At 58.5% G+C, this 22,399-nt stretch carries 24 protein-coding genes; 9 read left to right on the forward strand and 15 right to left on the reverse strand.

What is annotated here, in order from left to right; translation table 11 throughout:
* Window positions 1-183 precede the first annotated feature (183 nt).
* Window positions 184-1,413, forward strand: a complete 1,230-nt coding sequence (locus ASE98_RS05555) for a nucleoside recognition domain-containing protein (RefSeq protein ID WP_060540381.1) — start codon at window positions 184-186, stop codon at window positions 1,411-1,413.
* Window positions 1,414-1,464: 51 nt separating this feature from the next.
* On the opposite strand, the gene ASE98_RS05560 is transcribed toward ASE98_RS05555, so the two are convergent.
* Window positions 1,465-2,547, reverse strand: coding sequence for an aminopeptidase (locus ASE98_RS05560; RefSeq protein WP_060540382.1), 1,083 nt, complete (start codon window positions 2,545-2,547; stop codon window positions 1,465-1,467).
* A gap of 61 nt (window positions 2,548-2,608) precedes the next feature.
* Here ASE98_RS05560 and ASE98_RS05565 point away from each other — a divergent pair, with 61 nt between their 5' ends.
* Together ASE98_RS05565 and ASE98_RS05570 are read left to right on the forward strand one after the other, a co-directional pair.
* Entirely contained in the window at window positions 2,609-3,031 is a 423-nt protein-coding gene (locus ASE98_RS05565; RefSeq protein ID WP_060540383.1) for a PA0061/PA0062 family lipoprotein, read from the forward strand.
* Between the two features lie 41 nt (window positions 3,032-3,072).
* Window positions 3,073-3,495 carry a PA0061/PA0062 family lipoprotein gene (locus ASE98_RS05570; protein ID WP_060540384.1) on the forward strand — a complete coding sequence of 141 codons (423 nt, stop codon included), beginning with the start codon at window positions 3,073-3,075 and terminating at the stop codon, window positions 3,493-3,495.
* A 5-nt stretch (window positions 3,496-3,500) separates the two neighbouring features.
* Here the strand turns inward: ASE98_RS05570 and ASE98_RS05575 are convergent, their stop codons facing one another.
* Both ASE98_RS05575 and ASE98_RS05580 read right to left on the reverse strand, forming a co-directional pair.
* On the reverse strand, window positions 3,501-3,734 hold the full coding sequence (locus tag ASE98_RS05575) for a DUF1161 domain-containing protein (protein WP_060540385.1): 234 nt from the start codon (window positions 3,732-3,734) through the stop codon (window positions 3,501-3,503).
* A 126-nt stretch (window positions 3,735-3,860) separates the two neighbouring features.
* Window positions 3,861-4,292 carry an OsmC family protein gene (locus ASE98_RS05580; RefSeq protein WP_060540386.1) on the reverse strand — a complete coding sequence of 144 codons (432 nt, stop codon included), beginning with the start codon at window positions 4,290-4,292 and terminating at the stop codon, window positions 3,861-3,863.
* Between the two features lie 240 nt (window positions 4,293-4,532).
* Here ASE98_RS05580 and ASE98_RS05585 point away from each other — a divergent pair, with 240 nt between their 5' ends.
* Entirely contained in the window at window positions 4,533-5,534 is a 1,002-nt protein-coding gene (locus tag ASE98_RS05585; protein ID WP_060540387.1) for an LLM class flavin-dependent oxidoreductase, read from the forward strand.
* A 64-nt stretch (window positions 5,535-5,598) separates the two neighbouring features.
* Here the strand turns inward: ASE98_RS05585 and ASE98_RS05590 are convergent, their stop codons facing one another.
* Together ASE98_RS05590 and ASE98_RS05595 are read right to left on the reverse strand one after the other, a co-directional pair.
* A complete protein-coding gene (locus ASE98_RS05590; protein WP_060540388.1) occupies window positions 5,599-5,820 on the reverse strand; it encodes a DUF1161 domain-containing protein in 222 nt (73 codons plus the stop codon).
* A gap of 119 nt (window positions 5,821-5,939) precedes the next feature.
* Window positions 5,940-6,155: a dodecin gene (locus ASE98_RS05595; RefSeq protein ID WP_060540389.1), complete on the reverse strand. Its 216-nt coding sequence runs from the start codon at window positions 6,153-6,155 to the stop codon at window positions 5,940-5,942.
* Between the two features lie 157 nt (window positions 6,156-6,312).
* On the opposite strand from ASE98_RS05595, the gene ASE98_RS05600 reads away from it, so the two are divergent.
* A complete protein-coding gene (locus ASE98_RS05600; RefSeq protein WP_060540390.1) occupies window positions 6,313-6,636 on the forward strand; it encodes a DUF883 family protein in 324 nt (107 codons plus the stop codon).
* Here ASE98_RS05600 and ASE98_RS05605 read toward each other — a convergent pair.
* A complete protein-coding gene (locus ASE98_RS05605) occupies window positions 6,633-7,526 on the reverse strand; it encodes a LysR family transcriptional regulator (protein WP_060540391.1) in 894 nt (297 codons plus the stop codon). The genes ASE98_RS05600 and ASE98_RS05605 overlap by 4 nt on opposite strands.
* Before the next feature lie 122 nt (window positions 7,527-7,648).
* Between ASE98_RS05605 and trpB the strand changes: the two genes are divergently transcribed.
* Together trpB and trpA are read left to right on the forward strand one after the other, a co-directional pair.
* Window positions 7,649-8,884 (forward strand): tryptophan synthase subunit beta, encoded by a 1,236-nt coding sequence (gene trpB / locus ASE98_RS05610; RefSeq protein ID WP_060540392.1) that lies wholly within the window; start codon window positions 7,649-7,651, stop codon window positions 8,882-8,884.
* Complete coding sequence (gene trpA, locus ASE98_RS05615) at window positions 8,884-9,696, forward strand: tryptophan synthase subunit alpha (RefSeq protein WP_060540393.1); 813 nt, start codon at window positions 8,884-8,886, stop codon at window positions 9,694-9,696. The genes trpB and trpA overlap by 1 nt, the downstream gene beginning before the upstream one ends.
* Before the next feature lie 110 nt (window positions 9,697-9,806).
* Here trpA and ASE98_RS05620 read toward each other — a convergent pair whose 3' ends face one another.
* The 9 genes from ASE98_RS05620 to ASE98_RS05665 all read right to left on the reverse strand — a co-directional run bounded on the left by ASE98_RS05620 (window position 9,807) and on the right by ASE98_RS05665 (window position 19,472).
* Window positions 9,807-11,714 carry a DUF7844 domain-containing protein gene (locus ASE98_RS05620; RefSeq protein ID WP_060540408.1) on the reverse strand — a complete coding sequence of 636 codons (1,908 nt, stop codon included), beginning with the start codon at window positions 11,712-11,714 and terminating at the stop codon, window positions 9,807-9,809.
* A gap of 50 nt (window positions 11,715-11,764) precedes the next feature.
* On the reverse strand, window positions 11,765-12,085 hold the full coding sequence (locus ASE98_RS05625; RefSeq protein ID WP_060540394.1) for a DUF2388 domain-containing protein: 321 nt from the start codon (window positions 12,083-12,085) through the stop codon (window positions 11,765-11,767).
* 253 nt (window positions 12,086-12,338) lie between these two features.
* Complete coding sequence (locus tag ASE98_RS05635; RefSeq protein WP_060540396.1) at window positions 12,339-12,656, reverse strand: DUF2388 domain-containing protein; 318 nt, start codon at window positions 12,654-12,656, stop codon at window positions 12,339-12,341.
* Between the two features lie 321 nt (window positions 12,657-12,977).
* A complete protein-coding gene (locus tag ASE98_RS05640; protein ID WP_060540397.1) occupies window positions 12,978-13,193 on the reverse strand; it encodes a DUF1127 domain-containing protein in 216 nt (71 codons plus the stop codon).
* A gap of 318 nt (window positions 13,194-13,511) precedes the next feature.
* Entirely contained in the window at window positions 13,512-15,005 is a 1,494-nt protein-coding gene (locus ASE98_RS05645) for an acetyl-CoA hydrolase/transferase family protein (RefSeq protein ID WP_060540398.1), read from the reverse strand.
* Between the two features lie 214 nt (window positions 15,006-15,219).
* Window positions 15,220-16,653, reverse strand: a complete 1,434-nt coding sequence (locus tag ASE98_RS05650; RefSeq protein WP_060540399.1) for an NAD(P)(+) transhydrogenase (Re/Si-specific) subunit beta — start codon at window positions 16,651-16,653, stop codon at window positions 15,220-15,222.
* Entirely contained in the window at window positions 16,650-17,003 is a 354-nt protein-coding gene (locus tag ASE98_RS05655; protein ID WP_060540400.1) for an NAD(P) transhydrogenase subunit alpha, read from the reverse strand. Before ASE98_RS05655 ends, ASE98_RS05650 begins: the two co-directional genes overlap by 4 nt.
* 11 nt (window positions 17,004-17,014) lie before the next feature.
* On the reverse strand, window positions 17,015-18,136 hold the full coding sequence (locus ASE98_RS05660; protein WP_060540401.1) for a Re/Si-specific NAD(P)(+) transhydrogenase subunit alpha: 1,122 nt from the start codon (window positions 18,134-18,136) through the stop codon (window positions 17,015-17,017).
* A 436-nt stretch (window positions 18,137-18,572) separates the two neighbouring features.
* A complete protein-coding gene (locus tag ASE98_RS05665) occupies window positions 18,573-19,472 on the reverse strand; it encodes a LysR family transcriptional regulator (RefSeq protein ID WP_060540402.1) in 900 nt (299 codons plus the stop codon).
* Between the two features lie 157 nt (window positions 19,473-19,629).
* Between ASE98_RS05665 and ASE98_RS05670 the strand changes: the two genes are divergently transcribed.
* Window positions 19,630-20,811 (forward strand): acyl-CoA dehydrogenase, encoded by a 1,182-nt coding sequence (locus tag ASE98_RS05670; protein ID WP_060540403.1) that lies wholly within the window; start codon window positions 19,630-19,632, stop codon window positions 20,809-20,811.
* Window positions 20,812-20,822: 11 nt separating this feature from the next.
* Window positions 20,823-22,043 (forward strand): CaiB/BaiF CoA transferase family protein, encoded by a 1,221-nt coding sequence (locus ASE98_RS05675; RefSeq protein ID WP_060540404.1) that lies wholly within the window; start codon window positions 20,823-20,825, stop codon window positions 22,041-22,043.
* The last annotated feature ends 356 nt before the right edge of the window (window positions 22,044-22,399 follow it).

Consider the following 22,399-nt stretch of genomic DNA (forward strand, 5'->3'; position numbering starts at 1 on the left):
GAGCCTGCTCGCGATAGCGGTAGATCAGTCGATATCAATGTTGCCTGTGAGTACGTCATCGCGAGCAGGCTCGCTCCTACAGTGACCCGAGCCAGCCGTTACAAACAAACCCCGGAGAAATCCGGGGTTTGTCGTTTCTGGCCACCCCGCTATCATTCGCCCATCTTTTGGGGGATTTGACTGATGCTTAATGGCCTGTGGCTTGGCTTCTTCATCGTGGCCGCCGTTTCGGCGCTGGCGCAGTGGCTGGTGGGTGGTAACGCCGGGATTTTCGCCGCTATGGTCGAAAGCATTTTCGCCATGGCCAAGCTGTCGGTCGAAGTTATGGTGCTGCTGTTCGGCACCCTTACCCTCTGGCTCGGGTTTCTGCGTATCGCCGAGAAAGCCGGAATTGTCGAGTGGCTGGCCAAGGCGTTGGGGCCGCTGTTTTTACGCCTGATGCCGGAAGTTCCGCCCGGTCACCCGGCGATCGGCTTGATCACCCTGAACTTCGCCGCCAACGGCCTGGGGCTGGACAATGCCGCCACACCGATCGGCCTCAAGGCGATGAAAGCCCTGCAGGAGCTGAACCCCAGCGCCACCATCGCCAGTAACGCGCAGATTCTGTTCCTGGTGCTCAACGCGTCTTCCCTGACCCTGCTGCCGGTGACCATTTTCATGTACCGCGCCCAGCAAGGCGCGCCGGATCCGACGCTGGTGTTCCTGCCGATTCTGCTGGCCACCAGTTGCTCGACCATCGTCGGCTTCTTGTCGGTGGCGTTCATGCAACGTCTGCGCATCTGGGACCCGGTGGTGCTGGCTTATCTGATTCCAGGCGCCCTCGTCCTCGGCGGCTTCATGGCGTTACTGGCGACCCTATCGGCAACTGCCCTGGCCGGCCTGTCCTCAATCCTCGGCAACCTGACGCTGTTTGGCTTGATCATGCTGTTTTTGCTGATCGGCGCGCTGCGCAAGGTGAAGGTTTACGAGGCCTTCGTCGAAGGCGCCAAAGAAGGCTTCGACGTGGCGAAGAACCTGCTGCCCTATCTGGTGGCGATGCTTTGTGCGGTGGGTGTGCTGCGTGCGTCCGGGGCACTGGACTTCGGTCTGGACGGGATTCGCCACCTGGTGGAGTGGGCCGGTTGGGATACGCGCTTCGTCGATGCGTTGCCGACGGCTATGGTCAAACCCTTTTCAGGCAGCGCCGCCCGGGCGATGCTGATTGAAACCATGAAGACGTCCGGTGTGGACAGCTTCCCGGCGCTGGTTGCGGCAACGGTTCAGGGCAGTACTGAAACGACCTTCTATGTGTTGGCGGTGTATTTTGGCGCAGTGGGAATCCAGCGGGCGCGGCATGCGGTCGGCTGTGCATTGCTGGCGGAACTGGCCGGGGTGCTGGGTGCGATCTGGGTGTGTTACTGGTTCTTCGGCTAACCGCCAACTCCCGCAGTAGTGAGGTTGCTGCCGGTGGCGCCGGCAATGAGGCTAGTTTGGGGGATTCGCCAGCGCCTGCAGCGCAGCCTTGCGTTCACCCGCCGGCAATTTGCCAAGCTTCGCCACTGCCGCATAAAACTTCAGCCAATCCCCCTGCTCCTGCCGGAACAATGCCGCAAATGCCGGCACCCACTGGTCATACAGGCCAAACGGCAGTAGCCGGGCATTGTTCATAGGCGCATTGATCCAGGCGTCATAACGCTTGTCTCCTGCCCATTGGCTGTCACGCAACTGTCGGTATTCGCTGCGCAGGCGCTCGAACTGCGCAGCTTTGCGTTGACGCATTTGCTCCGGTGGCAGCGCCATGGCGTAGAGCTTTTCAAGTCGTATGCGGGTATCAAGAACCAACTCGATGAACCGGGCGCGCTGACGTGCCTGAGCATTGTCGTCGGGTGGCAGATGGCGTGAAGCGCGCCATTGGCGAGTGCCCTCCTGCTCGACGAAGGTGGCAAAAGATTCGTTGATCTCAGTGTCGTCCTGCACATAAAAGCGCTGATGTGCCAGCTCATGAAAAATCAGAGTGGCCAGTCGCTCATCGCCCCAGCCCATCATCGAACTCATGATCGGGTCATTGAACCAGCCAAGCGTCGAATAAGCCTCGACGCCACCAATCGATACGTCCATGCCTTGCAGGCGCTGCAACGCCGCCTCACCCCGGGCCGCGCTCTGGCTGTAGTAGCCGCGATAGGCCACGCAACCGGCAATGGGGAAGCAATGGTTCACCGGTGTCAGGGAAAACTCCGGGGTGACGAAGACATTCCACACCACATAGGGCCGACCTATATCGGCATACAGTCGATAGCTCTGGTTATCCGGCAGGTGCAGGTGCTGGCTGGCAAAGGTCCGGGCTTTTTGCGATTGGGTCAGATGTGCACGCAGTTTCTGATCGCGGGCGGGATCGGCGATCACACTGGAGACCGGCTCCCTCGCCCGCAGCAATTGCAGCTGACCGCTGGCCAACTGGCTGTAATAGCTGATGCTGGAGCAACCGTTGAGCAAGAAAAACAACACACCCGGAAACAAAACGCGAAAAACGCGATCAAGTAACCCAAGGCTTGGAGGCGGCCTGATCAAAATAAAATCTTCCCTGGAGAGTCTGCCCCGCAAGACTATCCCGCCTGACTGGAGCTCCGCTATGCGCATGTTGATAATGGCAGGAAGCCTGCTGATGCTGGCCGGCTGTGCTGGATTTGGAATACCCCGCCATGACCCGGCGCAAGCGTGGATCGACCTTGATTCGCATCAAGAGGATACGGCGCTGCAAGCGCTGGAGGTTGATGACAAAGCCACCCAGGACAAGCGCTACTTCGAGGTTCAGCCCGGTAGTCATGAGTTGACGGTTAGGTACCAGTTCGAGGTGCAGCCGACCAACATCGGCCCTGACGCCGAGCCGCTACGGCGCGATTGCCAGCTTAATTTGAAATTCAAGGAATTCAATGCTGGAGAGCGTTATCAGCTGCAAGCGGGAAACATTGGTTTTCGGCCTTGGGCAAAACTCTACGATCAGCAGCGAAAAGTGATTGGGCAGGCCACACCGGCGGGCTGCCAACGCACCTGATCGGCGTTATGCTGAACGCATAATCCTTTTGGACGTTCATCATGCGCAGGTTAATGCTGTTGCTCGCCGTAAGCGTTGTCACCGGCTGCCAGAGCCCGTTGCCGGCGCATAATCCGCAAATGGCCTGGGTCGAGTTCTCGACGCCCTTCCCCAACGATAAATTGCTGATGGCCGAGCGTCTGGACAAACAGCGATTACGTGACGGGCGCTTTTTTGAGGTCACTCCCGGCAGCCATGAGCTGGTCGTAAGATTTGACTTCGAAGTGCCCGGTGGGGGTGGCCTGGGCATGATGAACGGCCCTTCGGAGCGGCTTTGCTATCTGACCATCAACTACGATCACTTTGAGGCAGGCCAGCGTTATGTGCTCGAAGGCCGTTCGATCGCCTTCACGCCCGGTGCCCGGTTGTATAACGCCAAGCGCGAGATCGTTGCCGAGGATCGGGAGTCTTATTGCCTGATGTGAGCGAGTCAGCGGTCATTTTTCTGGTAAATGATCTTTTTGGTGCCGTTTTCGCATGAGCCGACGACCATGTTCTGATCGTGCACTTCGTCATTCTTCACGATTTCAAGCGTGTAAGACGGAACACCGCTGGCCTGGATCTTGGCTTCAATCTCAGCCTTGAGTTCTTCACAAGGCTTCGGCGCGGCCAAAGCCGAAGTGGCCAGCATGCAACCGATAATCGCCAGGGCAAAACGTTTCATGGTTCAAACTCCATTTGAGGCAGCGCGAACGGTCTGCTGTCATTTATTCGACCACATTTTGACCGGCAAATCTTACGGGCCATAAAAAAGATCGTGGTTTGCGATCCTTTTTATGGCAGCCACCTATCAACTCACTAGAGTTGCATCCAGGCTGATTTTCGCATTCAGCACTTTAGACACAGGGCAGCCTTCCTTGGCCTTGTTGCTGAGTTCTTCGAACTGCGCCTGAGTCGCCCCGGGAATTTTCGCCTTGAGGATCAGTTTTACTGCGGTGATCGCAAAACCACCCTCCACCTGATCGAGGGTGACTTCGGCATTGGTGTCGATGGATTCGGCCTTGAGGCCGGCGTCGCCCAGAATCATTGAGAATGCCATGGAGAAACAGCCCGCGTGGGCTGCGCCGATCAGTTCTTCGGGGTTGGTGCCCTTGCCCCCTTCGAAGCGTGCCTTGAAGCCGTAGGGCGCGTCTCTGAGTACGCCGGTTTCGGTGGATATCGAGCCTAAGCCGGTTTTCAGATCACCTTCCCAATGAGCCGATGCTTTCTTTGTGATAGCCATGCCTGTCTCCTCAAGAGTGGCGCGAAGATCGCGCCTTTGTGGTTTTCGATTACCAGGGTTGTGAGGATAGACGGTGGCTCAAAGTTCATCTGGTCTGATCAGGCAGTTTTTTTGCGACGAATTTTTACTCGGCTATTGAAACTCGGGTATATGCCCACATTGCATTAACCACGCTTTTGAATTCGCCAGGTTTCCGTTCGCAAGGACCAACCTGCGCCCCGCCATTGGAGAAGCAGGTTCATGAAACGACTGTCCGATATCAAGTTCTCGACCCTCGACCTGGTACCCGTGCGCGAAAATGGCAGCCCGGCCCAGTCGCTACGCAACTCCCTGGACCTGGCGCAACACGTCGAGAAATTCGGCTACAACCGCTTCTGGGTCGCTGAACACCACAACATGGACGGTATCGCCAGTTCCGCGACGTCAGTGCTCCTTGGGTATCTGGCCGGTGGCACGTCAACCATTCGTGTCGGTTCGGGTGGGGTTATGTTGCCCAACCATGCACCCCTGGTGATCGCCGAGCAGTTCGGCACGCTGGAAAGTCTCTATCCGGGCCGAATCGACCTGGGGCTTGGTCGTGCGCCCGGCTCCGATCAGATGACTGCCCGCGCATTACGCCGCGAACGCTCCGGCAGTGCCGACGACTTTCCGGACGATGTGGCTGAACTGATTCGCTACCTCGGCCCGCGCACTGCCGACCAACGGATTATCGCGATGCCAGGCACCGGTACCAATGTGCCTGTCTGGCTGTTGGGTTCGAGCCTGTTCAGCGCGCAACTGGCGGGCGAACGCGGTTTGCCCTACGCCTTCGCGTCCCATTTCGCTCCGCGTTACATGCATGAAGCTATTCGCGTCTACCGCAACCACTTCAAGCCATCAGCGGTGCTGGATAAACCCTACGTCATGCTCGGTGTGCCGCTGGTGGCTGCCGACACCGACGAGCAGGCCGACTACCTGGCGACCTCGGTTTACCAGCGGATTCTCGCGTTGATGCGGGGCCAGAGCCTGGTGCAACGCCCGCCGGTGGAGTCCATGGACGGCCTGTGGCTGCCCCATGAAAGAGATGCCGTGCGCGATTTCCTTGGCTTGGCCATGGTCGGCAGCCCGCAGAAAATTCGCGCCAAGCTGGAGGTGCTGATCGAGCAAACCCAGGCTGATGAACTGATTTTCACCTGCGACTTGTACGAACACTCGGATCGAGTGCACTCCTACGAGTTGCTGGCGCAGGTCATGCAAGGCTGACCGTCCCAACGACAGCGGCAAAAAAGCCGACGCTTTGGGCGTCGGCTTTTTCTTTCATATCTGCCTACTTCTTATAAACGATCACTTTGGCACCGGCCTCGCAGGTGCCGACTACTTTTCCGTTGACTGCGGGGCTTTTATCGACGATTTCCAGTGAATAACCGGATACGCCTTTGGCATCGAGTTTCGCTGCGATTTCGGCTTTCAGCTCTTCGCATGGTTTGCCGCCCGCAAGCGCACCGCCTGCAAGGCTCAACAAACCTACCGCCAAAATAAACTTCTTCATCGGTTGCCTTCTCTGGTCGGATCAACTGGGTCCAGCGGTCAGCCGGACGCTATCAAATAGCGCTTTGCCAATCCCTACGGCACTCGGCCAGTGCGCAAGTTCAGAAGACTAGACCAACGTCAGCTGCTGGCAATCCGGAATCCGACCTTGAGGGTGACTTGAAAGTGCGCCGCCTTGCCATCCTTGATATGGCCTCGGGTTTCAATCACTTCAAACCATTCCATGTGCTTGAGGCTTTTACTGGCTTCGGCCAATGCGTTGTTGATCGCATCTTCAATGCTGCTGGTGGACGAGCCAACCAGTTCGACTTTCTTGTAGGTGTGGTGGTCAGACATGGCGTACTCCTCGGGCGTGTGAATTACAGCCTAGCAGTGATTTTTCGTATTTCTTGTGTTGGTTGATCCTGGGTGCAGTTCAGATTTACTGCACTTTCTCGGCGCCCTGAAGTCCCAACCAACACACGCCACTGATCATCAATGCAGGAGAGCCACCATGGCCAACACCTCGTTACGTAAAGCCTCATTGCAAAGCATGGAAGCGGAGATCGAGAGTCTGCTCAAGTCATTGGAAAGTCTGAAGGACGACGCCTCGGACGAGTCGCGCAAGACCCTGAAAAACCTGAAAAGCAATGCCGAAAATGCCCTCAAGCATTCTCGTCATCTGCTTAGCGATGCCTATGAAGAGGTCAAGGTCAAAACCCGCGAAACCGGAATTGCGACCCGGGACTACGCCCAGGACCATCCTTGGACTACAGCGGGTGTCGCCGTGGGCGCGCTGGGCCTGCTGGCCGCTTATCTGTTATGCAAGCGTGACTAATCCCGCCGAAACAATTCGTTCTTGAGCCACTGCGCCAATTGCCGGGCGCGCCCATCCGCTGCGCGCTTGGGTAACCACAATGCCAGTTGCGCCGGGGTTTCGCTGAAACCCCATGGCGCAACCAGGCGACCGGCCTTCAAGTCTTCCGCCACCAGGGGCTCTGGAGCGATCGCAATACCCAAGCCTGCGACAGCAGCCTCCAGCAAGTAATACAAATGCTCGAAACCCTGGCCGTAATTCAACGCCTTGGCGTCGAGGCCGCGCTGTTGTGCCCAACTGGGCCAGGCTTGTGGGCGGGAGGTCGTGTGCAGTAGCTGTTGCGTCACCAGCACGGTGTCAGGCGCTCCTTTGAGCCTGTCATAGCCTTCGAAGCGGGGGCTCATGACCGGCCCTATGCGTTCGCTGATCAGTTCGAAGACGTGCATGTCTGCTGGCCACGGTGGTTCGGCAAACACCAGCAAGGCATCCAGGCCGGGTCTGCGCGGGTCCAGATCACCTTCTCCGGCAGACAAGTGCAGTCGCAAGTCCGGCAGATCGGCATTCAGCCGCCCCAATCGCGGAATAAACCAGCGAGCCAGCAAGCTTCCAGAGCAGCCCAGCACGAATGGCGCATCTGCAGTGCTTTGTGTGAGCTCGGCGCAGACGCTGCGCAAGCGTTCGAACGCTTCGCTGCTGGCGTCACGCAGGCGCATACCTGCATCTGTGAGTTTCAAGCCGCGGCCTTCCTTGATGAACAGGCTCACACCCAAGTGTTCTTCCAGTAATTTCAGTTGTCGACTAACCGCGCCGTGGGTGACGTGCAATTGGTCGGCGGCCTGGCTGACACTGTTCAGCCGGGCAGTGGCCTCGAAGGCGCGCAGGGCATTGAGCGGGGGAAGATCGTGGCTCATTATCTGTGAGTTTTCCTGACAGGTTGTGGCGATCTTATCGGTTTTCAGTCCGGGGCGGCAGGGGTACAGTGAAGCCCATTGTCTCTTTACGTATCACTTATCGCATTCAACTGGAGCGCCCCATGACCCAGACTAATCTGCGCAACGGCCCTGACGCCAACGGCCTGTTTGGCTCGTTCGGTGGCCGCTATGTCGCTGAAACCCTGATGCCGTTGATCCTCGATCTGGCCCGTGAATACGAAGTGGCCAAGGAAGATCCTGCATTCAAGGAAGAATTGGCCTACTTCCAGCGCGATTACGTAGGTCGTCCAAGCCCGCTTTATTTCGCCGAGCGTCTGACCGCGTTCTGCGGGGGCGCGAAGATCTACCTCAAGCGCGAAGAGCTGAACCACACCGGCGCGCACAAGATCAACAACTGCATCGGCCAGATCCTCCTGGCGCGGCGCATGGGCAAGAAGCGCATCATCGCCGAAACCGGCGCCGGCATGCATGGGGTGGCGACAGCTACCGTGGCTGCGCGTTTCGGCCTGGATTGTGTGATCTACATGGGTACCACTGACATCGAGCGTCAGCAGGCCAACGTGTTCCGCATGAAGCTACTGGGCGCTGAAGTGATCCCGGTGGTGGCCGGCACCGGCACCCTCAAGGATGCGATGAACGAAGCACTGCGCGACTGGGTAACCAACGTCGACAGCACTTTCTACCTGATTGGTACCGTGGCCGGTCCGCACCCGTACCCGGCAATGGTTCGCGACTTCCAGGCGGTGATCGGCAAGGAAACCCGCGATCAGCTGCAAGCCCAGGAAGGTCGCCTGCCAGACAGCCTGGTGGCGTGCATCGGCGGTGGTTCCAACGCAATGGGCCTGTTCCATCCGTTCCTCGACGACAAGAGCGTCGAGATCATTGGTGTTGAAGCGGCTGGCTACGGCATCGAGACCGGCAAGCACGCAGCCAGCCTGAACGGCGGCGTACCGGGCGTGCTGCACGGTAACCGCACTTTCCTGCTGCAGGACGACGATGGCCAGATCATCGACGCCCACTCGATCTCCGCTGGTCTCGACTATCCGGGTATCGGCCCGGAACACGCATGGTTGCATGATATCGGCCGCGTGCAGTACACCTCGGTAACCGACGACGAAGCCCTCGCCGCGTTCCACCAATGCTGCCGCCTGGAAGGGATCATTCCAGCCCTGGAAAGCGCCCACGCCCTGGCTGAAGTGTTTAAACGCGCACCGTCCCTGCCGAAGGATCACCTGATGGTGGTCAACCTGTCCGGCCGTGGCGACAAAGACATGCAGACCGTGATGCACCACATGGAACACTCTCAACAAGAGCAGTCGAAGCAGGAGAAACACTGATGAGCCGCCTGCAAACCCGTTTTGCCGAACTCAAGGAACAGAATCGCGCCGCCCTGGTGACCTTCGTCACTGCAGGCGACCCGAGCTACGACACGTCCCTGGCGATTCTCAAAGGATTGCCTGCCGCTGGCGCCGACGTGATCGAACTGGGCATGCCCTTCACCGACCCGATGGCTGACGGCCCGGCAATCCAGCTCGCCAACATTCGCGCCCTGGGTGCCAAACAGAACCTGGCGAAAACCCTGCAAATGGTCCGCGAGTTCCGCCAGGGCAATACCGAGACGCCGCTGGTGTTGATGGGTTATTTCAATCCGATCCATATGTATGGTGTGCCGCGCTTCATTGCCGAGGCCAAAGAGGCCGGCGTTGACGGGCTGATCGTGGTCGACCTGCCACCCGAGCATAACGCCGAACTGTGCGACCCGGCCCAGGCTGCGGGACTGGATTTCATCCGTCTGACCACGCCGACCACCGATGATGTGCGCCTGCCAACCGTGCTCAATGGCAGCTCCGGCTTCGTTTATTACGTGTCGGTGGCCGGTGTGACCGGTGCTGGCGCCGCCACTCTGGAGCACGTTGAAGAGGCCGTCGCCCGTCTGCGTCGTCATACCGACCTGCCGATCAGCATCGGTTTCGGCATCCGCACGCCAGAGCAGGCAGCATCCATCGCCCGCCTGGCCGATGGTGTGGTGGTTGGATCGGCGTTGATTGATCACATTGCCAATGCCACCACAGCGGAGCAGGCCGTGGATGGCGTGCTGAGCCTGTGCTCGGCATTGGCTGAAGGCGTGCGCAAGGCTCGCGTCAGCTGAGGGTGAAGTTCCTGCTACAGGGAATCAGAGCCTTGCGACAAGACTGAAAAGCAAAAAAGGGCTTCAAGACTACGTTTTGAGGCCCTTTTCGCTGTCTGTGTCGTGAGGTCTCAGGGCAGCTCCAGCCCACCCGCTGCCTTATGTAATTTGCGCAGATGTCCGCCAATCTGTTTCACGTTGGCTTCGTTGGCGGCGATCTCGGCTGCGCGGCTCGGTTCCAGCAGCGCCCTCACCTCTTTGTCGAGATCTCCGGACAGCGCCAGCAGCTGCTTCTGTCGCTCGCTGCTTTCTGATTCCAGATGCTGCCACTCGCCCGGTTGCGGCAAACCATAACCGCCGCTGCCGAGCAGTTCCGCGGGACGACTGAGGAAGCCGCTATTGGCGAGTATCTGCTTGAGTGTTTCATTGGCCTTGTCCATGCCGCCGTTTTTCAGTTCGCGGGCACCCAGATAACGCTGTTTCACTTCATCCTGGGCCAGCAGCAACTGCTGACGGTAGCTTGCCTGCTCCAGCAGTAGCAACGCTGCACTGGTACGCAAATCAGCCTGCTCGAACCATTTGCGCCGCTCCTCGGCTTTGAGGTCCAGCCAGCCTTCGACGGTTTCCTGTTTGATCGGCAACTGCTTTTTCAGAACCTCGAACATGGCTTGGTAGCGATCGCGAAAGGAGTCGAAGCGATAACCCAGGCGCAGGGCTTCCCGGGGGTCGTCCAGCACGCTGGTATCCGCCAGTCCGCGTCCTTTGAGCACTTCGAGCAGACCATTTGGCATGATGTTGTCGAGTGCTACCAGACGCGCATTGTCAGTGCCGCTGCGCAGTAGTTTCAGCTCTTCCACCGCACAGTTGTTGGACAGGAAGAAGTAGTTGCCGTCGTAACTCCAGTGCATTTCGGCGGCACGTGCCACGACGTTTTCAATCTCGCTGCGCGACAGGTTCAGCGGCACCGAGGCCAGGCTGCGCAGTTCGGTCTTGGTGTATTCGTCGATCACTTGGGCCAGCGGTAGAACAAAGAGGCGCGACGGGTATTTACCCACAAGCCCGTCCCAGCTCGACAGCTGTACATCGCCGACGAAGGCGCGATAAGACAATACCAGGTGCTGGTCCAGATCCAGTCGGCAGTCTGGCCCCCGGGGGCGGCCCGGTGCACAGATCACCAGCCGCAACATGCTATGGCCCCAGCGGCTGACCCAGTTCTGGTTGGCCTCGGCCAGAAGATAATCGACGGCATAGACCCGTTCCGGATCTACCTGCCCAAGAGGTGTTTTGGCGAAGTCGCTGCCGGCATTGAGGAAGGCGAAGGTTTTGCCGCAGTTATCCTTGGCGGCGGGCGCCCAGCCGAAGTGCTCTTTGTAATAGCGGTACAGTGCAGGACGCCGGCAGGCATAGCTCGGGTCAAGGAGGAAATACTCCATGTTGACCGCGACAAACTCCTTCGGGCTGCTGATCTCATAGATGTCCGGGCTGCGGGCGATCTGGCGGTTGTGCTGTTCGCGTTCACCGCGACGACCGACGTATTGCTGCCAACCCGCGAGGTCGAGCAAGCGCGGATCGTCGCTGAGCGTAAAGCGCCGGTCGGCCTGGCTGCGGCATTGGTCCGGGAGGCCGACCAAGCCTGAGCTGCTGCTGCGCTGGGTGCAACGCTGGATGAGCCTGCGTTCTTCATCCGGCCACAGGCGCGAGCGATCGTAGATGTGCGTCAATTCGTGCAGCACGGTCGCCAGCATTTCCCGGCGGACGGTGCCATGGGGGCGATAGGTTTTTTTGCTTGCCGCGCTGCCGTCGGTGAGGCTGGCCAACAGGTTGCGGTTCAGATCGAGCTCGGATACCAGCGACGCCTGGCCGTAGGCGTTGGCGGGCATGTCATCGGTCCAGCCGACGTCGATGCGCCGGTCCAATTGCTCGATGAAGCGCGGCGGTAGCGCCTGCATGGCTTCATCGAGCAATGCCTGGCTGGCATGCTGTTGTGCGGGGCTCAGGCCTTCGGTCTTGAGCTTGAGTTGAAGTCCTGCGTGGGCCATGTTGCCGATCAGCAACAAGGCCCCGGCCAGCAGCCAGGTGCGTGGGCGCCTCACAGTGCGAGGATGGCTTCGGCGAGATCCTGATCACTGGCGTCGCGTGCTTCTGGTACCCGAGTGCGCAACAAGTCGAAAGCGGATTCCAGGTGGGCGCCACGTATGTCGCCATTGCTGGCTACGAAGCTGGCGGCATCGTCCTGGGCTTCGTGGACAATTTTCGAATCGCGGATGGAAGTGGTGGTGTCGGAGGTGAAATCCAGTGTGCGCTGGGTGGCGCGGATCAATATGTTACTGGTAGCAACCAGGGTCTGTGCCTGGGCCATGTCGGCTAACAACAACAGGCCAAGGGTGGCAGCAATCAGCGGGTTACGCATGGAACGACTCCGGAGAAAAAAAGGATATCTATTGGACGAGATTAGCCTGCGCCAGTTCAAGATTGCCGGCACGAAGTTTCGGTTGGTCCGGGGCAGGCACTGCTGGGCCGATTCCAGTTTGCGTCTGTGCGTTGGTCGTCACAGGTATTAGCGCCGTGACGACATCCTGGGCGGCAAGCAGCTTTTTATGGTCGAGGGTGCGCAGATCACCAGGCATGGGACACGACCAGCGTGTCCCATGTCGCTGTTTGGCTTAAAGGGTCAGGATCGCCTGCGCCAACTGAGCGTCCGTCGCATTCAGTTGAGGTGCCTGCTGGCGGATATGTTCGAAAGCACTTTCCAGTTTGACGCCACGAATGTCTCCTTCGCTGGCGACATAGCTGGCAGCGTCATCGCGGGCAGCAAGGACAATTTTGTCATCCTTGAAGGAAGATGTGACGTTAGAGGTCGCATCGGAGGTTGCTTTAAGTGCGTTGACGACAGCGTCGGTGGTCACGACGAAACTGGTGGCGTGGGAATTGGCAGCCACGGCAAGCAGGGCTGCAGCGCTGAGCAGACGAAGACGGGACATGGTGTAACTCCTTTGGAAGGCTTGATAGAGATATAGCAAATTGGGGTCAGCCCGAACGCTCTTCCCCGCGGTCTACGGTGATATTAGGCCCGTGTGAACCGGTTACGACAGTCTAGTCGTGAATTAAATACAACGAACCGGTCGTTTTCTGAGTCTACAACGAAACTGTATTGGTCGATATATGGTCCTGTGAAAACTGTACTATCCGCCAGTTATAGACCCCATAACGACAAAACCCGTCGTGGTTTCCCACGACGGGTCTTGTTTGTTCAATTCGGGCTGCTGGCGAGGGACCCTGAGGTCAGAGCCAGCGACGCTTACTTAGCGCCAGAACGGCTTGCTCAGCTCTTCGTAGCGTTGTGCTTCGCTGATCCCGGCATCAGCCAGCAGACGCGAATCCAGACGAGCCAATTGATGGCGGCTGGAGATACGGCGCTGCCACAGCATCAGGCTGGCAATTACGCGAAGAGGCATCGAAGCCTGGGATTTTGCAGCGGTGTCTTCGAAGAACAGTTCGGAACTGAGTGTACGTTCCATGGTGGGCATCCTTCCGCTTGTGGCGGGATCAGGTAGTGGTTAACTGGTGCCCATGATCCTCTTGTTTGCCTAGTCTCTGTAGATACAGTTCATTTGTATTGTGAGAGCTCAGTTAACTGTTTATGAGGGGTGTGCTGGTCAAAATTGAGGCAACTGTACCTGTCTGCACTTATATGGTGCATTTTTGATGTTTTTAGCTCAGGTGGTAGGTATTTACTGTAGGAAAAGACCAGTACAGAAGTACAGTTTTTTGCGAGTTTCGAGCTAGTAACAGTCAGCTGACGAAACTGTGTTTGCGCCAGCTGCTATCTGTACCAATTACTTCTTGAGCATGTGCCCGGTTTCTTCCAGGTTGATGTGCCAGCTCAGGGCGTCGCGCAGAATGTGCGGGGTATGCCCGCCGATAGCGCAGGCGGCGGTGAAGTAGTCGTTCAATGCCTGGCGATAGTCCGGGTGTACGCAGTTATCGATGATCACCCGCGCGCGCTCCCTTGGGGCCAGGCCGCGCAAGTCCGCCAGGCCGATTTCGGTCACCAGGATGTCGACGTCATGTTCGGTGTGGTCGACATGACTGACCATCGGCACCACGCTGGAAATTGCCCCACCCTTGGCAATCGACTTGGTCACGAACACCGACAGATGTGCATTTCGTGCGAAGTCGCCCGAGCCACCGATGCCGTTCATCATCCGCGTGCCACAGACATGGGTGGAGTTGACGTTGCCGTAGATATCGAACTCCAGCGCCGTGTTGACGCCAATGATGCCAAGGCGGCGCACGACTTCAGGATGGTTGGAAATCTCCTGTGGGCGCAGCACCAGTTTGTCCTTGTAGCGCTCCAGGTTGCCGAACACGTCGGCATTGCGCCGGCTCGACAAGGTGATCGAGCTGCCCGAGGCGAAGCTCAGCTTGCCGGCGTCGATCAGGTCGAACGTCGAGTCTTGCAGCACCTCGGAGTACATGGTCAGGTCTTCGAATGGCGAATCGATCAGGCCGCACATCACCGCGTTGGCAATATTACCGATACCCGCTTGCAGCGGACCGAGCTTGTTGGTCATGCGCCCGGCGGCCACTTCCTGCTTGAGGAAGCCGATCAGGTGTTCGGCGATCCCCTGGGTCTCGGCATCCGGCGCCAGCACGGTGGAAGCCGAGTCCGGCTGATTGGTCACCACGATGGCAACGATCTTCTCCGGTGGAATCGGAATGGCGGTGCTGCCGATGCGATCATCGACCTTGACCAATGGAATCGGCGTGCGGCTCGGACGATAGGTCGGAATGTAAATGTCGTGCAGACCTTCCAGGTTGGGGTTGTGGGCAAGGTTGATCTCGACGATCACGTGTTTGGCGAAGATCGCAAAACTGGCCGAGTTGCCCACCGAGGTGGTCGGCACAATGTGCCCTTGCTCGGTGATCGCCACGGCTTCAATGACGGCGATGTCGGGCAGTTTCAGCTGTTGGTTGCGCAGTTGCTCTACGGTTTCCGACAAATGCTGGTCGATGAACATGACTTCGCCGGCATTGATTGCCTTGCGCAGGGTGCTGTCGACCTGGAACGGCATGCGTCGCGACAGTACGCCGGCTTCGGTGAGTTGCTTGTCCAGATCGTTGCCCAGGCTGGCGCCGGTCATCAGGCTGATCTTCAGCGGTGTGACCTTGGCGCGCTCGGCCAGTGCTTGAGGTACAGCCTTGGCTTCGCCCGCGCGGGTGAAACCGCTCATGCCGACAGTCATGCCGTCTTCAATCAGGGCGGCAGCGTCGGCAGCGCTCATCACTTTGTCCAACAAGGAAGGCAGGCGAATTCGGTCACGGTACATGGATGGTTATCTCGGGAAACAGGTAGCAGGGCGTGCAGTCTAGTGAATTACGCCGGCTTCTGTCCCGCTACCAAGGTCGCAATAGAGGTGTCTATTCCGGGCCTTTAGAGCAAAACACCGTTACCGGATCGGTAACAAAAGCGTAGTTTTGTCCGACGATTTACGCAAACAAAAACGCCCCGACGAGTCGGGGCGTTCTGTATACCGCTGAGGTTTAGTCGACGGCTTTGACCATGTCTTCGATGACTTTCTTCGCGTCGCCGAACACCATCATGGTTTTGTCCAGGTAGAACAGTTCGTTGTCCAGACCGGCATAGCCGCTGGCCATCGAGCGTTTGTTGACGATGATGGTCTTGGCCTTGAACGCTTCGAGAATCGGCATGCCGGCAATCGGCGACTTCGGATCGTTCTTGGCGGCAGGGTTGACCACATCGTTCGCGCCGAGCACCAGTACCACGTCGGCCTGGCCGAACTCGGAGTTGATGTCTTCCATCTCGAACACCTGGTCGTAAGGCACTTCGGCCTCGGCCAGCAATACGTTCATGTGGCCAGGCATACGACCGGCAACCGGGTGGATGGCGTACTTCACGGTCACGCCGCGATGGGTCAGCTTCTCGGTCAGCTCTTTGAGCGCGTGCTGTGCCCGTGCTACCGCCAGGCCGTAGCCCGGAACGATGATCACGGTGTCGGCGTTGGTCAGCAGGAAGGTGGCGTCGTCGGCCGAACCGGATTTCACCGGGCGGGCCTCCTGGGCACCTGCAGGACCTGCTTCGGCTGTATTGCCGAAGCCGCCTAGCAGTACGTTAAAGAAGGAACGATTCATCGCCTTGCACATGATGTACGAGAGGATCGCACCGGAGGAGCCTACCAGCGAGCCGGCGATGATCAGCATCGAGTTGTTCAGCGAGAAGCCGATACCCGCCGCTGCCCAACCGGAGTAGCTGTTGAGCATCGACACGACGACCGGCATGTCCGCGCCGCCGATCGGGATGATGATCAGCACGCCCATGACGAAGGCCAGGGCCAGCATCAGGGCAAAGGCGTTGAGGTCGCCGGTCAGCATGAAGGTGATGCCCAGGGCCAGTGTGGCCACGCCCAGCAACAGGTTCAGCTTGTGTTGGCCGCGGAACTGCACCGGTGCGCCCTGGAACAGGCGGAACTTGTACTTGCCCGACAGCTTGCCGAAAGCGATCACGGAGCCTGAGAAGGTGATTGCACCTATGGCGGCGCCAAGGAACAGCTCCAGACGGTTGCCCGCCGGAATCGCATCACCCAGCTGTTGAACGATGCCCAGGGACTGCGGTTCAACCACTGCGGCAATGGCGATGAACACGGCAGCCAGGCCGATCATGCTGTGCATGAAGGCGACCAGTTCCGGCATTTTGGTCATTTCAACGCGCTTGGCCATGATCGAACCGGCAGTACCACCGATCAGCAGGCCGACGATCACGTAGACGATGCCGTCCTGGGCCAGTTCGGAGCCCAGTTTATAGATCAGGCCGACCGTGGTCAGGATCGCCAGGCCCATGCCGAGCATGCCGAACAGGTTGCCACGACGCGACGTGGTTGGGTGCGAGAGTCCCTTGAGCGCCTGGATGAAGCAGACCGAGGCGATCAAATACAGGGAGGTAACCAGATTCATGCTCATGCTTGCTGCACCTCAGCCTTGACTGCTTCAGCCTTGGCTGCCGGAGCTTTTGCCGCAGCTTTCTTCTTGAACATTTCCAGCATGCGCCGGGTGACCAGGAAGCCACCAAACACGTTGACCGCGGCCAGGGCCACGGCCAGGGTGCCCATGGTCTTGCCCAGCGGCGTCACAGTAAGGGCGGCAGCCAGCATGGCGCCGACGATGACGATGGCCGAGATGGCGTTGGTCACGGCCATCAGTGGTGTGTGCAGTGCAGGTGTCACGTTCCAGACCACGTGGTAGCCCACATAGATAGCCAGCACGAAGATGATCAGGTTGTAGATACCGTGAGAGATCAGCATGTCTTCCATTGTTTTTATCCTCAGCCGTTCTTGCGCACGATCTGGCCGTCGCGGCACATCAGGCACGCGGCGACGATATCGTCTTCAAGGTTGATCACCAGTTGTCCTTCTTTATCGAACAACAGTTTCATGAAGTCCAGCAGGTTGCGTGCGTACAGTGCCGAGGCATCGGCGCCAACCGCGGCCGCCAGGTTGGTCGGGCCGACGATGGTCACGCCGTTTTCGACGACCACCTGATCGGCCACGGTCAGCGGGCAGTTACCGCCCTGTGCCGCCGCGAGGTCGATGACCACCGAGCCGGGTTTCATCTGTGCCACGGTTTCCGCGCTCAATAGCGTCGGTGCCTTACGGCCCGGGATCAGGGCGGTGGTGATGACGATGTCGGCCTGCTTGGCGCGTTCGTGCACGGCCACGGCCTGGCGCTGCATCCAGCTGGCCGGCATTGGTCGCGCGTAACCGCCGACACCGACAGCGCACTCACGCTCTTCATCGGTCTCGTAAGGCACGTCGACGAACTTGGCGCCGAGGGATTCGATCTGCTCTTTTACTGCAGGGCGTACGTCCGAGGCTTCGATCACCGCACCCAGGCGCTTGGCCGTGGCAATGGCTTGCAAGCCGGCGACACCGGCGCCAAGGATCAGTACGCGCGCCGCTTTTACGGTGCCCGCAGCGGTCATCAGCATCGGCATGAAACGAGGGTAGTAATGAGCGGCCAGCAATACGGACTTGTAGCCGGCGATGTTGGCTTGCGAGGACAGCACATCCAGGCTCTGAGCGCGGGAAGTGCGTGGCGCAGCCTCCAGGGCAAAGGCGGTGATGCCGCATTCGGCCATCTTGGCGATGGTTTCATTGTTGAAGGGATTGAGCATCCCCACCACAACGGTGCCGCTTTTGATCAGCGCCAGTTCGCTGTCGCTGGGAGCGACTACTTTCAAGATCAGCTCTGCACCAAACGCATCACTGGCGCTGCCAATGGTTGCGCCTGCCGCTTCATAGGCACTGTCTACAACACTGGCATTAACGCCGGCGCCGCTTTGGACTGTGACCTTATGACCCTGGCTGATCAGCTTCTTGATGGTTTCCGGGGTTGCAGCAACCCGAGTTTCACCGGTCTGGGTTTCGAGAGGAACACCAATGTGCACGTCAAATCTCCTGCGTGATCTTATTGAGTAAACCCAGGCACTACGGATGGCGCAGCTGGGGCGGCCGATCAGCACGATCCCGCACAAATAAAGGGCGGGGCGCGGCATTTTGCAGGCGAACTTTGCACCCTTCAAGGAATTATGATGGGTGACGGAAAATTAACTACAAGTCACCCCGTGACCGAATGTCGCAACTACCCGGGTCAATCCCTTGCAGATCAAGGGCTACAGGGAATATTGGGTGATTTGTGGATTTTACGCATCGGCCATATGAATGATGCGGCATTGCTGCGTAATAGTGGCTCAAAGCCGTGCCTACCGTAGCTTCCAGGAGATTTTCAGGATGATTTCGCACAGTTAGGTTTATGCGACATATACGTACATCTGTAGGTGTCATTTTTTGCTGACTACGAGGTCAAGTAACTGTTGCGCGCCTTTATCCTTCTAGGCTGTAGCTGTGTGCCTGATGCACCAGCCAGTCACGGAAAGCCCTCAATGATGCTGATTCGACCTTTCTTTCGGGAATCATCAGGTAATACGCCTTGATGCTCGACAGGGCTTGGGGGTTGGCGATCACCAGTCGTTTCTCGGTCAGTTCTCTCTGAATCAGGAAGGGCGGGATCAGGGCGATGCCCATGTCGTGCATGGCTGCCTGGGCCAGCATTGAGAATAACTCGTAACGGGGGCCTGTCATGTCGCGCGGGACGTTTAGATGTTGGGAGTCGAACCACTGGCGCCAGGCGTAGGGGCGGGTGGTTTGTTGCAGCAGAGGCAGATCGGCGATTTCACCGGGCGTCAGGGCTGCTTTGTTCCCCAGCAGGTTGGGGCTGCACACGGGCATCGGATTTTCGCCCATCAGCCTGTGGGATTCGGTACCTGACCAGTCTGCGTCCCCGAAATATATCGCGGCGTCGAAATCGGTATCGGCAAACAGAAAGGGGCGAGTGCGGTTGGTCAGGTTGACCGTCACTTCCGGGTGCTTGTGCTGGAAGTCCTTGAGGCGGGGCAGTAGCCATTGAGTACCGAAGGTCGGCACCACCGCGAGTTCGATCACGTTGGTCCCCTGTTGGCCCATCACCGAGAGGGTGTCTCGCTCCACGGCATCGAGTTGCGTGGCTACGCGGCGGCTATAGGAAAGTCCTGCTTCCGTCAGCTTGACTCCGCGTCGTGAGCGTCGAAACAGTTCCACGCCGAGAAATTCCTCCAGGCTGGCGATCTGCCGGCAAATCGCTCCCTGGGTCAACGAAAGTTCCTGGGCAGCCTTTGTGAAGCTCTCGTGTCGAGCCGCAGCTTCGAAGCTGATAAGGGCGGTAGTGCTGGGTATCTTCCTGCGCATGTACTCCTGCCTCACTAATACAGCGCACAAACGCGCATTTACGATGTTACGGAGTGAGAAATTAGCACAACAGTATGCAAAATCCTCGTTTGCGGTAACGGTTTGCCAGGCCTAGGATCAGTCCACGTTATTTGACCCGATTCGAGAGGACACACTCATGGGCGGTAAAGCTAGCTTCAACTGGATCGATCCCCTTCTGCTGGATCAACAGCTCACCGAAGAAGAGCGGATGATTCGCGACACTGCCGCGCAATTCGCTCAGCACAAGCTCGCACCGCGTGTCCTCGAAGCTTTTCGTCATGAGAAGACCGATCCGGCGATCTTTCGGGAAATGGGCGAAGTGGGCCTGTTGGGTGCAACTATCCCCGAGCAGTACGGCGGCAGCGGCCTGAACTACGTCAGCTACGGTCTGATTGCCCGTGAAGTCGAACGTATCGACTCCGGCTATCGTTCGATGATGAGTGTGCAGTCCTCGCTGGTGATGGTTCCGATCAATGAGTTCGGTACCGAAGCACAGAAGCAGAAATATCTGCCGAAACTGGCCTCGGGCGAATGGATTGGTTGCTTCGGCCTGACCGAACCCGACCATGGCTCCGACCCGGGCGCGATGATCACTCGTGCACGCAAAGTGGAAGGCGGCTACAGCCTGACCGGCAGCAAGATGTGGATCACCAACAGCCCGATCGCCGACGTGTTCGTGGTCTGGGGCAAGGATGACGCCGGCGATATCCGTGGCTTCGTGCTGGAGAAGGGCTGGAAAGGCCTGAGCGCTCCAGCGATCCACGGCAAGGTCGGCCTGCGGGCATCGATCACCGGTGAGATCGTCATGGACAACGTATTTGTGCCGGAAGAAAACATCTTCCCGGATGTCCGTGGCCTGAAAGGTCCGTTCACCTGCCTCAACTCGGCGCGTTATGGCATTTCCTGGGGTGCGCTGGGTGCGGCCGAGTTCTGCTGGCACACCGCTCGCCAATACACCCTGGATCGTCAACAGTTCGGCCGCCCGCTGGCCGCCACTCAGTTGATCCAGAAGAAACTGGCGGACATGCAGACCGAAATCACCATGGCGCTGCAAGGCTGCCTGCGTCTGGGTCGCATGAAGGATGAAGGCACCGCGGCCGTCGAAATCACTTCGATGATGAAGCGCAACTCCTGCGGCAAGTCCCTGGACATCGCGCGCATGGCCCGCGACATGCTGGGCGGCAACGGCATCTCCGACGAATACGGCGTCGCCCGTCACCTGGTCAACCTGGAAGTGGTGAATACCTATGAAGGTACTCATGACGTCCATGCGCTGATTCTGGGGCGTGCGCAAACCGGCATCCAGGCGTTCTATTAAGGAGAACGGCCATGGGCGCGCTTTCGCATCTACGGGTACTGGATTTGTCGAGGGTGCTGGCCGGGCCATGGGCGGGACAGATCCTGGCCGACCTTGGCGCCGAGGTGATCAAGGTCGAGCGCCCGGGCAATGGCGATGACACGCGCGCCTGGGGCCCGCCTTTCCTTAAAGACGCTTATGGCGAGAACACCAGCGAGGCTGCTTATTACTTGTCGGCCAATCGCAACAAGCAATCGGTCACCATCGACTTCACTCGCCCCGAGGGGCAGAAGTTAGTGCGTGAGCTGGCGGCCAAGTCGGACATCCTGATTGAAAACTTCAAGGTCGGAGGTCTGGCGGCCTATGGTCTGGACTATGAATCACTGAAGGCGATCAACCCGGACTTGATTTATTGCTCGATCACCGGGTTTGGCCAGACCGGCCCTTATGCCAGGCGCGCGGGTTATGACTTCATGATCCAGGGGCTGGGCGGGCTCATGAGCCTGACGGGGCGACCTGAGGGCGAAGACGGCGCGGGGCCGGTGAAAGTTGGCGTGGCGCTGACGGATATCCTGACCGGGCTCTATTCGACCGTGGCAATCCTCGCGGCGCTCGCGCACCGGGATCACGATGGTGGCGGTCAGCATATTGATATGGCGCTGCTGGATGTTCAGGTGGCGTGCCTGGCTAACCAGGCCATGAACTACCTGACGACGGGCAATGCCCCAAAGCGACTGGGCAATGCACATCCGAATATCGTGCCTTATCAGGACTTTCCTACAGCGGATGGTGATTTCATCCTTACGGTCGGGAATGACGGCCAGTTCCGCAAGTTCGCTGAAGTGGCCGGCCAGCCGCAATGGGCTGACGATCCGCGTTTCGCTACTAATAAGCTGCGGGTGGCGAACCGGGCGGTGCTGATACCTCTGATCCGCCAGGCAACGGTATTCAAGACTACGACAGAATGGGTGGCGCAGCTGGAGCAGGCCGGGGTGCCGTGCGGGCCAATCAATGACCTGGCGCAGATGTTTGCCGACCCTCAGGTCAAGGCGCGCGGGTTGGCGATCGAGCTGCCCCATGCACTGGCTGGAATGGTGCCCCAGGTGGCTAGCCCGATTCGACTGTCCGAGACGCCGGTGGAATACCGACATGCGCCTCCTTTGCTGGGTGAGCATACGCTGGAGGTTTTGCAGCGAGTCCTGGGAGTGGGGGTTGCCGAAGTGGCTGCATTAAGGGAGTCGGGGGTACTTTGATTGGCTCCTTCTATATAGAGAGGTGTTTTTGGCATGTTTCTACGAGGGAAACCGGCCGTTTCGCCCCTTTTCACAAGTTATTGATAGAAAAGCAATATCAACGCTTGACGGCAGATTCTGGAAGCCTATAATTCGCCCCACTTCCGGCGCAGTCGAAACGGAAAACTCCTTGGTAAACAATGAGTTACGCAGTTTTCGGCAGCAAGTTGCTTCAGTTCATCGAAGCCGAAAGGGAGTTGAAAAAGAGGTGTTGACAGCAGCGTGTAACGCTGTAGAATTCGCCTCCCGCTGACGAGAGATCGAAAGCGCAAGTGGTTGAAGTTGTTAAGGATTCCTTGAAAACTTCTGAAAATAAC

It is taken from the genome of Pseudomonas sp. Leaf48, assembly GCF_001421885.1.
GTDB lineage: Bacteria > Pseudomonadota > Gammaproteobacteria > Pseudomonadales > Pseudomonadaceae > Aquipseudomonas.

What these genes read in the sequence shown, in the direction of transcription:
- ASE98_RS05555 (WP_060540381.1), top strand. Translation starts at nt 184, where the DNA reads ATGCTTAATGGCCTGTGGCTTGGCTTCTTCATCGTGGCCGCCGTTTCG.
- ASE98_RS05565 (WP_060540383.1), top strand. Translation starts at nt 2,609, where the DNA reads ATGCGCATGTTGATAATGGCAGGAAGCCTGCTGATGCTGGCCGGCTGT.
- ASE98_RS05570 (WP_060540384.1), top strand. Translation starts at nt 3,073, where the DNA reads ATGCGCAGGTTAATGCTGTTGCTCGCCGTAAGCGTTGTCACCGGCTGC.
- ASE98_RS05575 (WP_060540385.1), bottom strand. Translation starts at nt 3,734, where the DNA reads ATGAAACGTTTTGCCCTGGCGATTATCGGTTGCATGCTGGCCACTTCG.
- ASE98_RS05580 (WP_060540386.1), bottom strand. Translation starts at nt 4,292, where the DNA reads ATGGCTATCACAAAGAAAGCATCGGCTCATTGGGAAGGTGATCTGAAA.
- ASE98_RS05585 (WP_060540387.1), top strand. Translation starts at nt 4,533, where the DNA reads ATGAAACGACTGTCCGATATCAAGTTCTCGACCCTCGACCTGGTACCC.
- ASE98_RS05590 (WP_060540388.1), bottom strand. Translation starts at nt 5,820, where the DNA reads ATGAAGAAGTTTATTTTGGCGGTAGGTTTGTTGAGCCTTGCAGGCGGT.
- ASE98_RS05595 (WP_060540389.1), bottom strand. Translation starts at nt 6,155, where the DNA reads ATGTCTGACCACCACACCTACAAGAAAGTCGAACTGGTTGGCTCGTCC.
- ASE98_RS05600 (WP_060540390.1), top strand. Translation starts at nt 6,313, where the DNA reads ATGGCCAACACCTCGTTACGTAAAGCCTCATTGCAAAGCATGGAAGCG.
- ASE98_RS05605 (WP_060540391.1), bottom strand. Translation starts at nt 7,526, where the DNA reads ATGAGCCACGATCTTCCCCCGCTCAATGCCCTGCGCGCCTTCGAGGCC.
- trpB (WP_060540392.1), top strand. Translation starts at nt 7,649, where the DNA reads ATGACCCAGACTAATCTGCGCAACGGCCCTGACGCCAACGGCCTGTTT.
- trpA (WP_060540393.1), top strand. Translation starts at nt 8,884, where the DNA reads ATGAGCCGCCTGCAAACCCGTTTTGCCGAACTCAAGGAACAGAATCGC.
- ASE98_RS05620 (WP_060540408.1), bottom strand. Translation starts at nt 11,714, where the DNA reads ATGGCCCACGCAGGACTTCAACTCAAGCTCAAGACCGAAGGCCTGAGC.
- ASE98_RS05625 (WP_060540394.1), bottom strand. Translation starts at nt 12,085, where the DNA reads ATGCGTAACCCGCTGATTGCTGCCACCCTTGGCCTGTTGTTGTTAGCC.
- ASE98_RS05635 (WP_060540396.1), bottom strand. Translation starts at nt 12,656, where the DNA reads ATGTCCCGTCTTCGTCTGCTCAGCGCTGCAGCCCTGCTTGCCGTGGCT.
- ASE98_RS05640 (WP_060540397.1), bottom strand. Translation starts at nt 13,193, where the DNA reads ATGGAACGTACACTCAGTTCCGAACTGTTCTTCGAAGACACCGCTGCA.
- ASE98_RS05645 (WP_060540398.1), bottom strand. Translation starts at nt 15,005, where the DNA reads ATGTACCGTGACCGAATTCGCCTGCCTTCCTTGTTGGACAAAGTGATG.
- ASE98_RS05650 (WP_060540399.1), bottom strand. Translation starts at nt 16,653, where the DNA reads ATGAGCATGAATCTGGTTACCTCCCTGTATTTGATCGCCTCGGTCTGC.
- ASE98_RS05655 (WP_060540400.1), bottom strand. Translation starts at nt 17,003, where the DNA reads ATGGAAGACATGCTGATCTCTCACGGTATCTACAACCTGATCATCTTC.
- ASE98_RS05665 (WP_060540402.1), bottom strand. Translation starts at nt 19,472, where the DNA reads ATGCGCAGGAAGATACCCAGCACTACCGCCCTTATCAGCTTCGAAGCT.
- ASE98_RS05670 (WP_060540403.1), top strand. Translation starts at nt 19,630, where the DNA reads ATGGGCGGTAAAGCTAGCTTCAACTGGATCGATCCCCTTCTGCTGGAT.
- ASE98_RS05675 (WP_060540404.1), top strand. Translation starts at nt 20,823, where the DNA reads ATGGGCGCGCTTTCGCATCTACGGGTACTGGATTTGTCGAGGGTGCTG.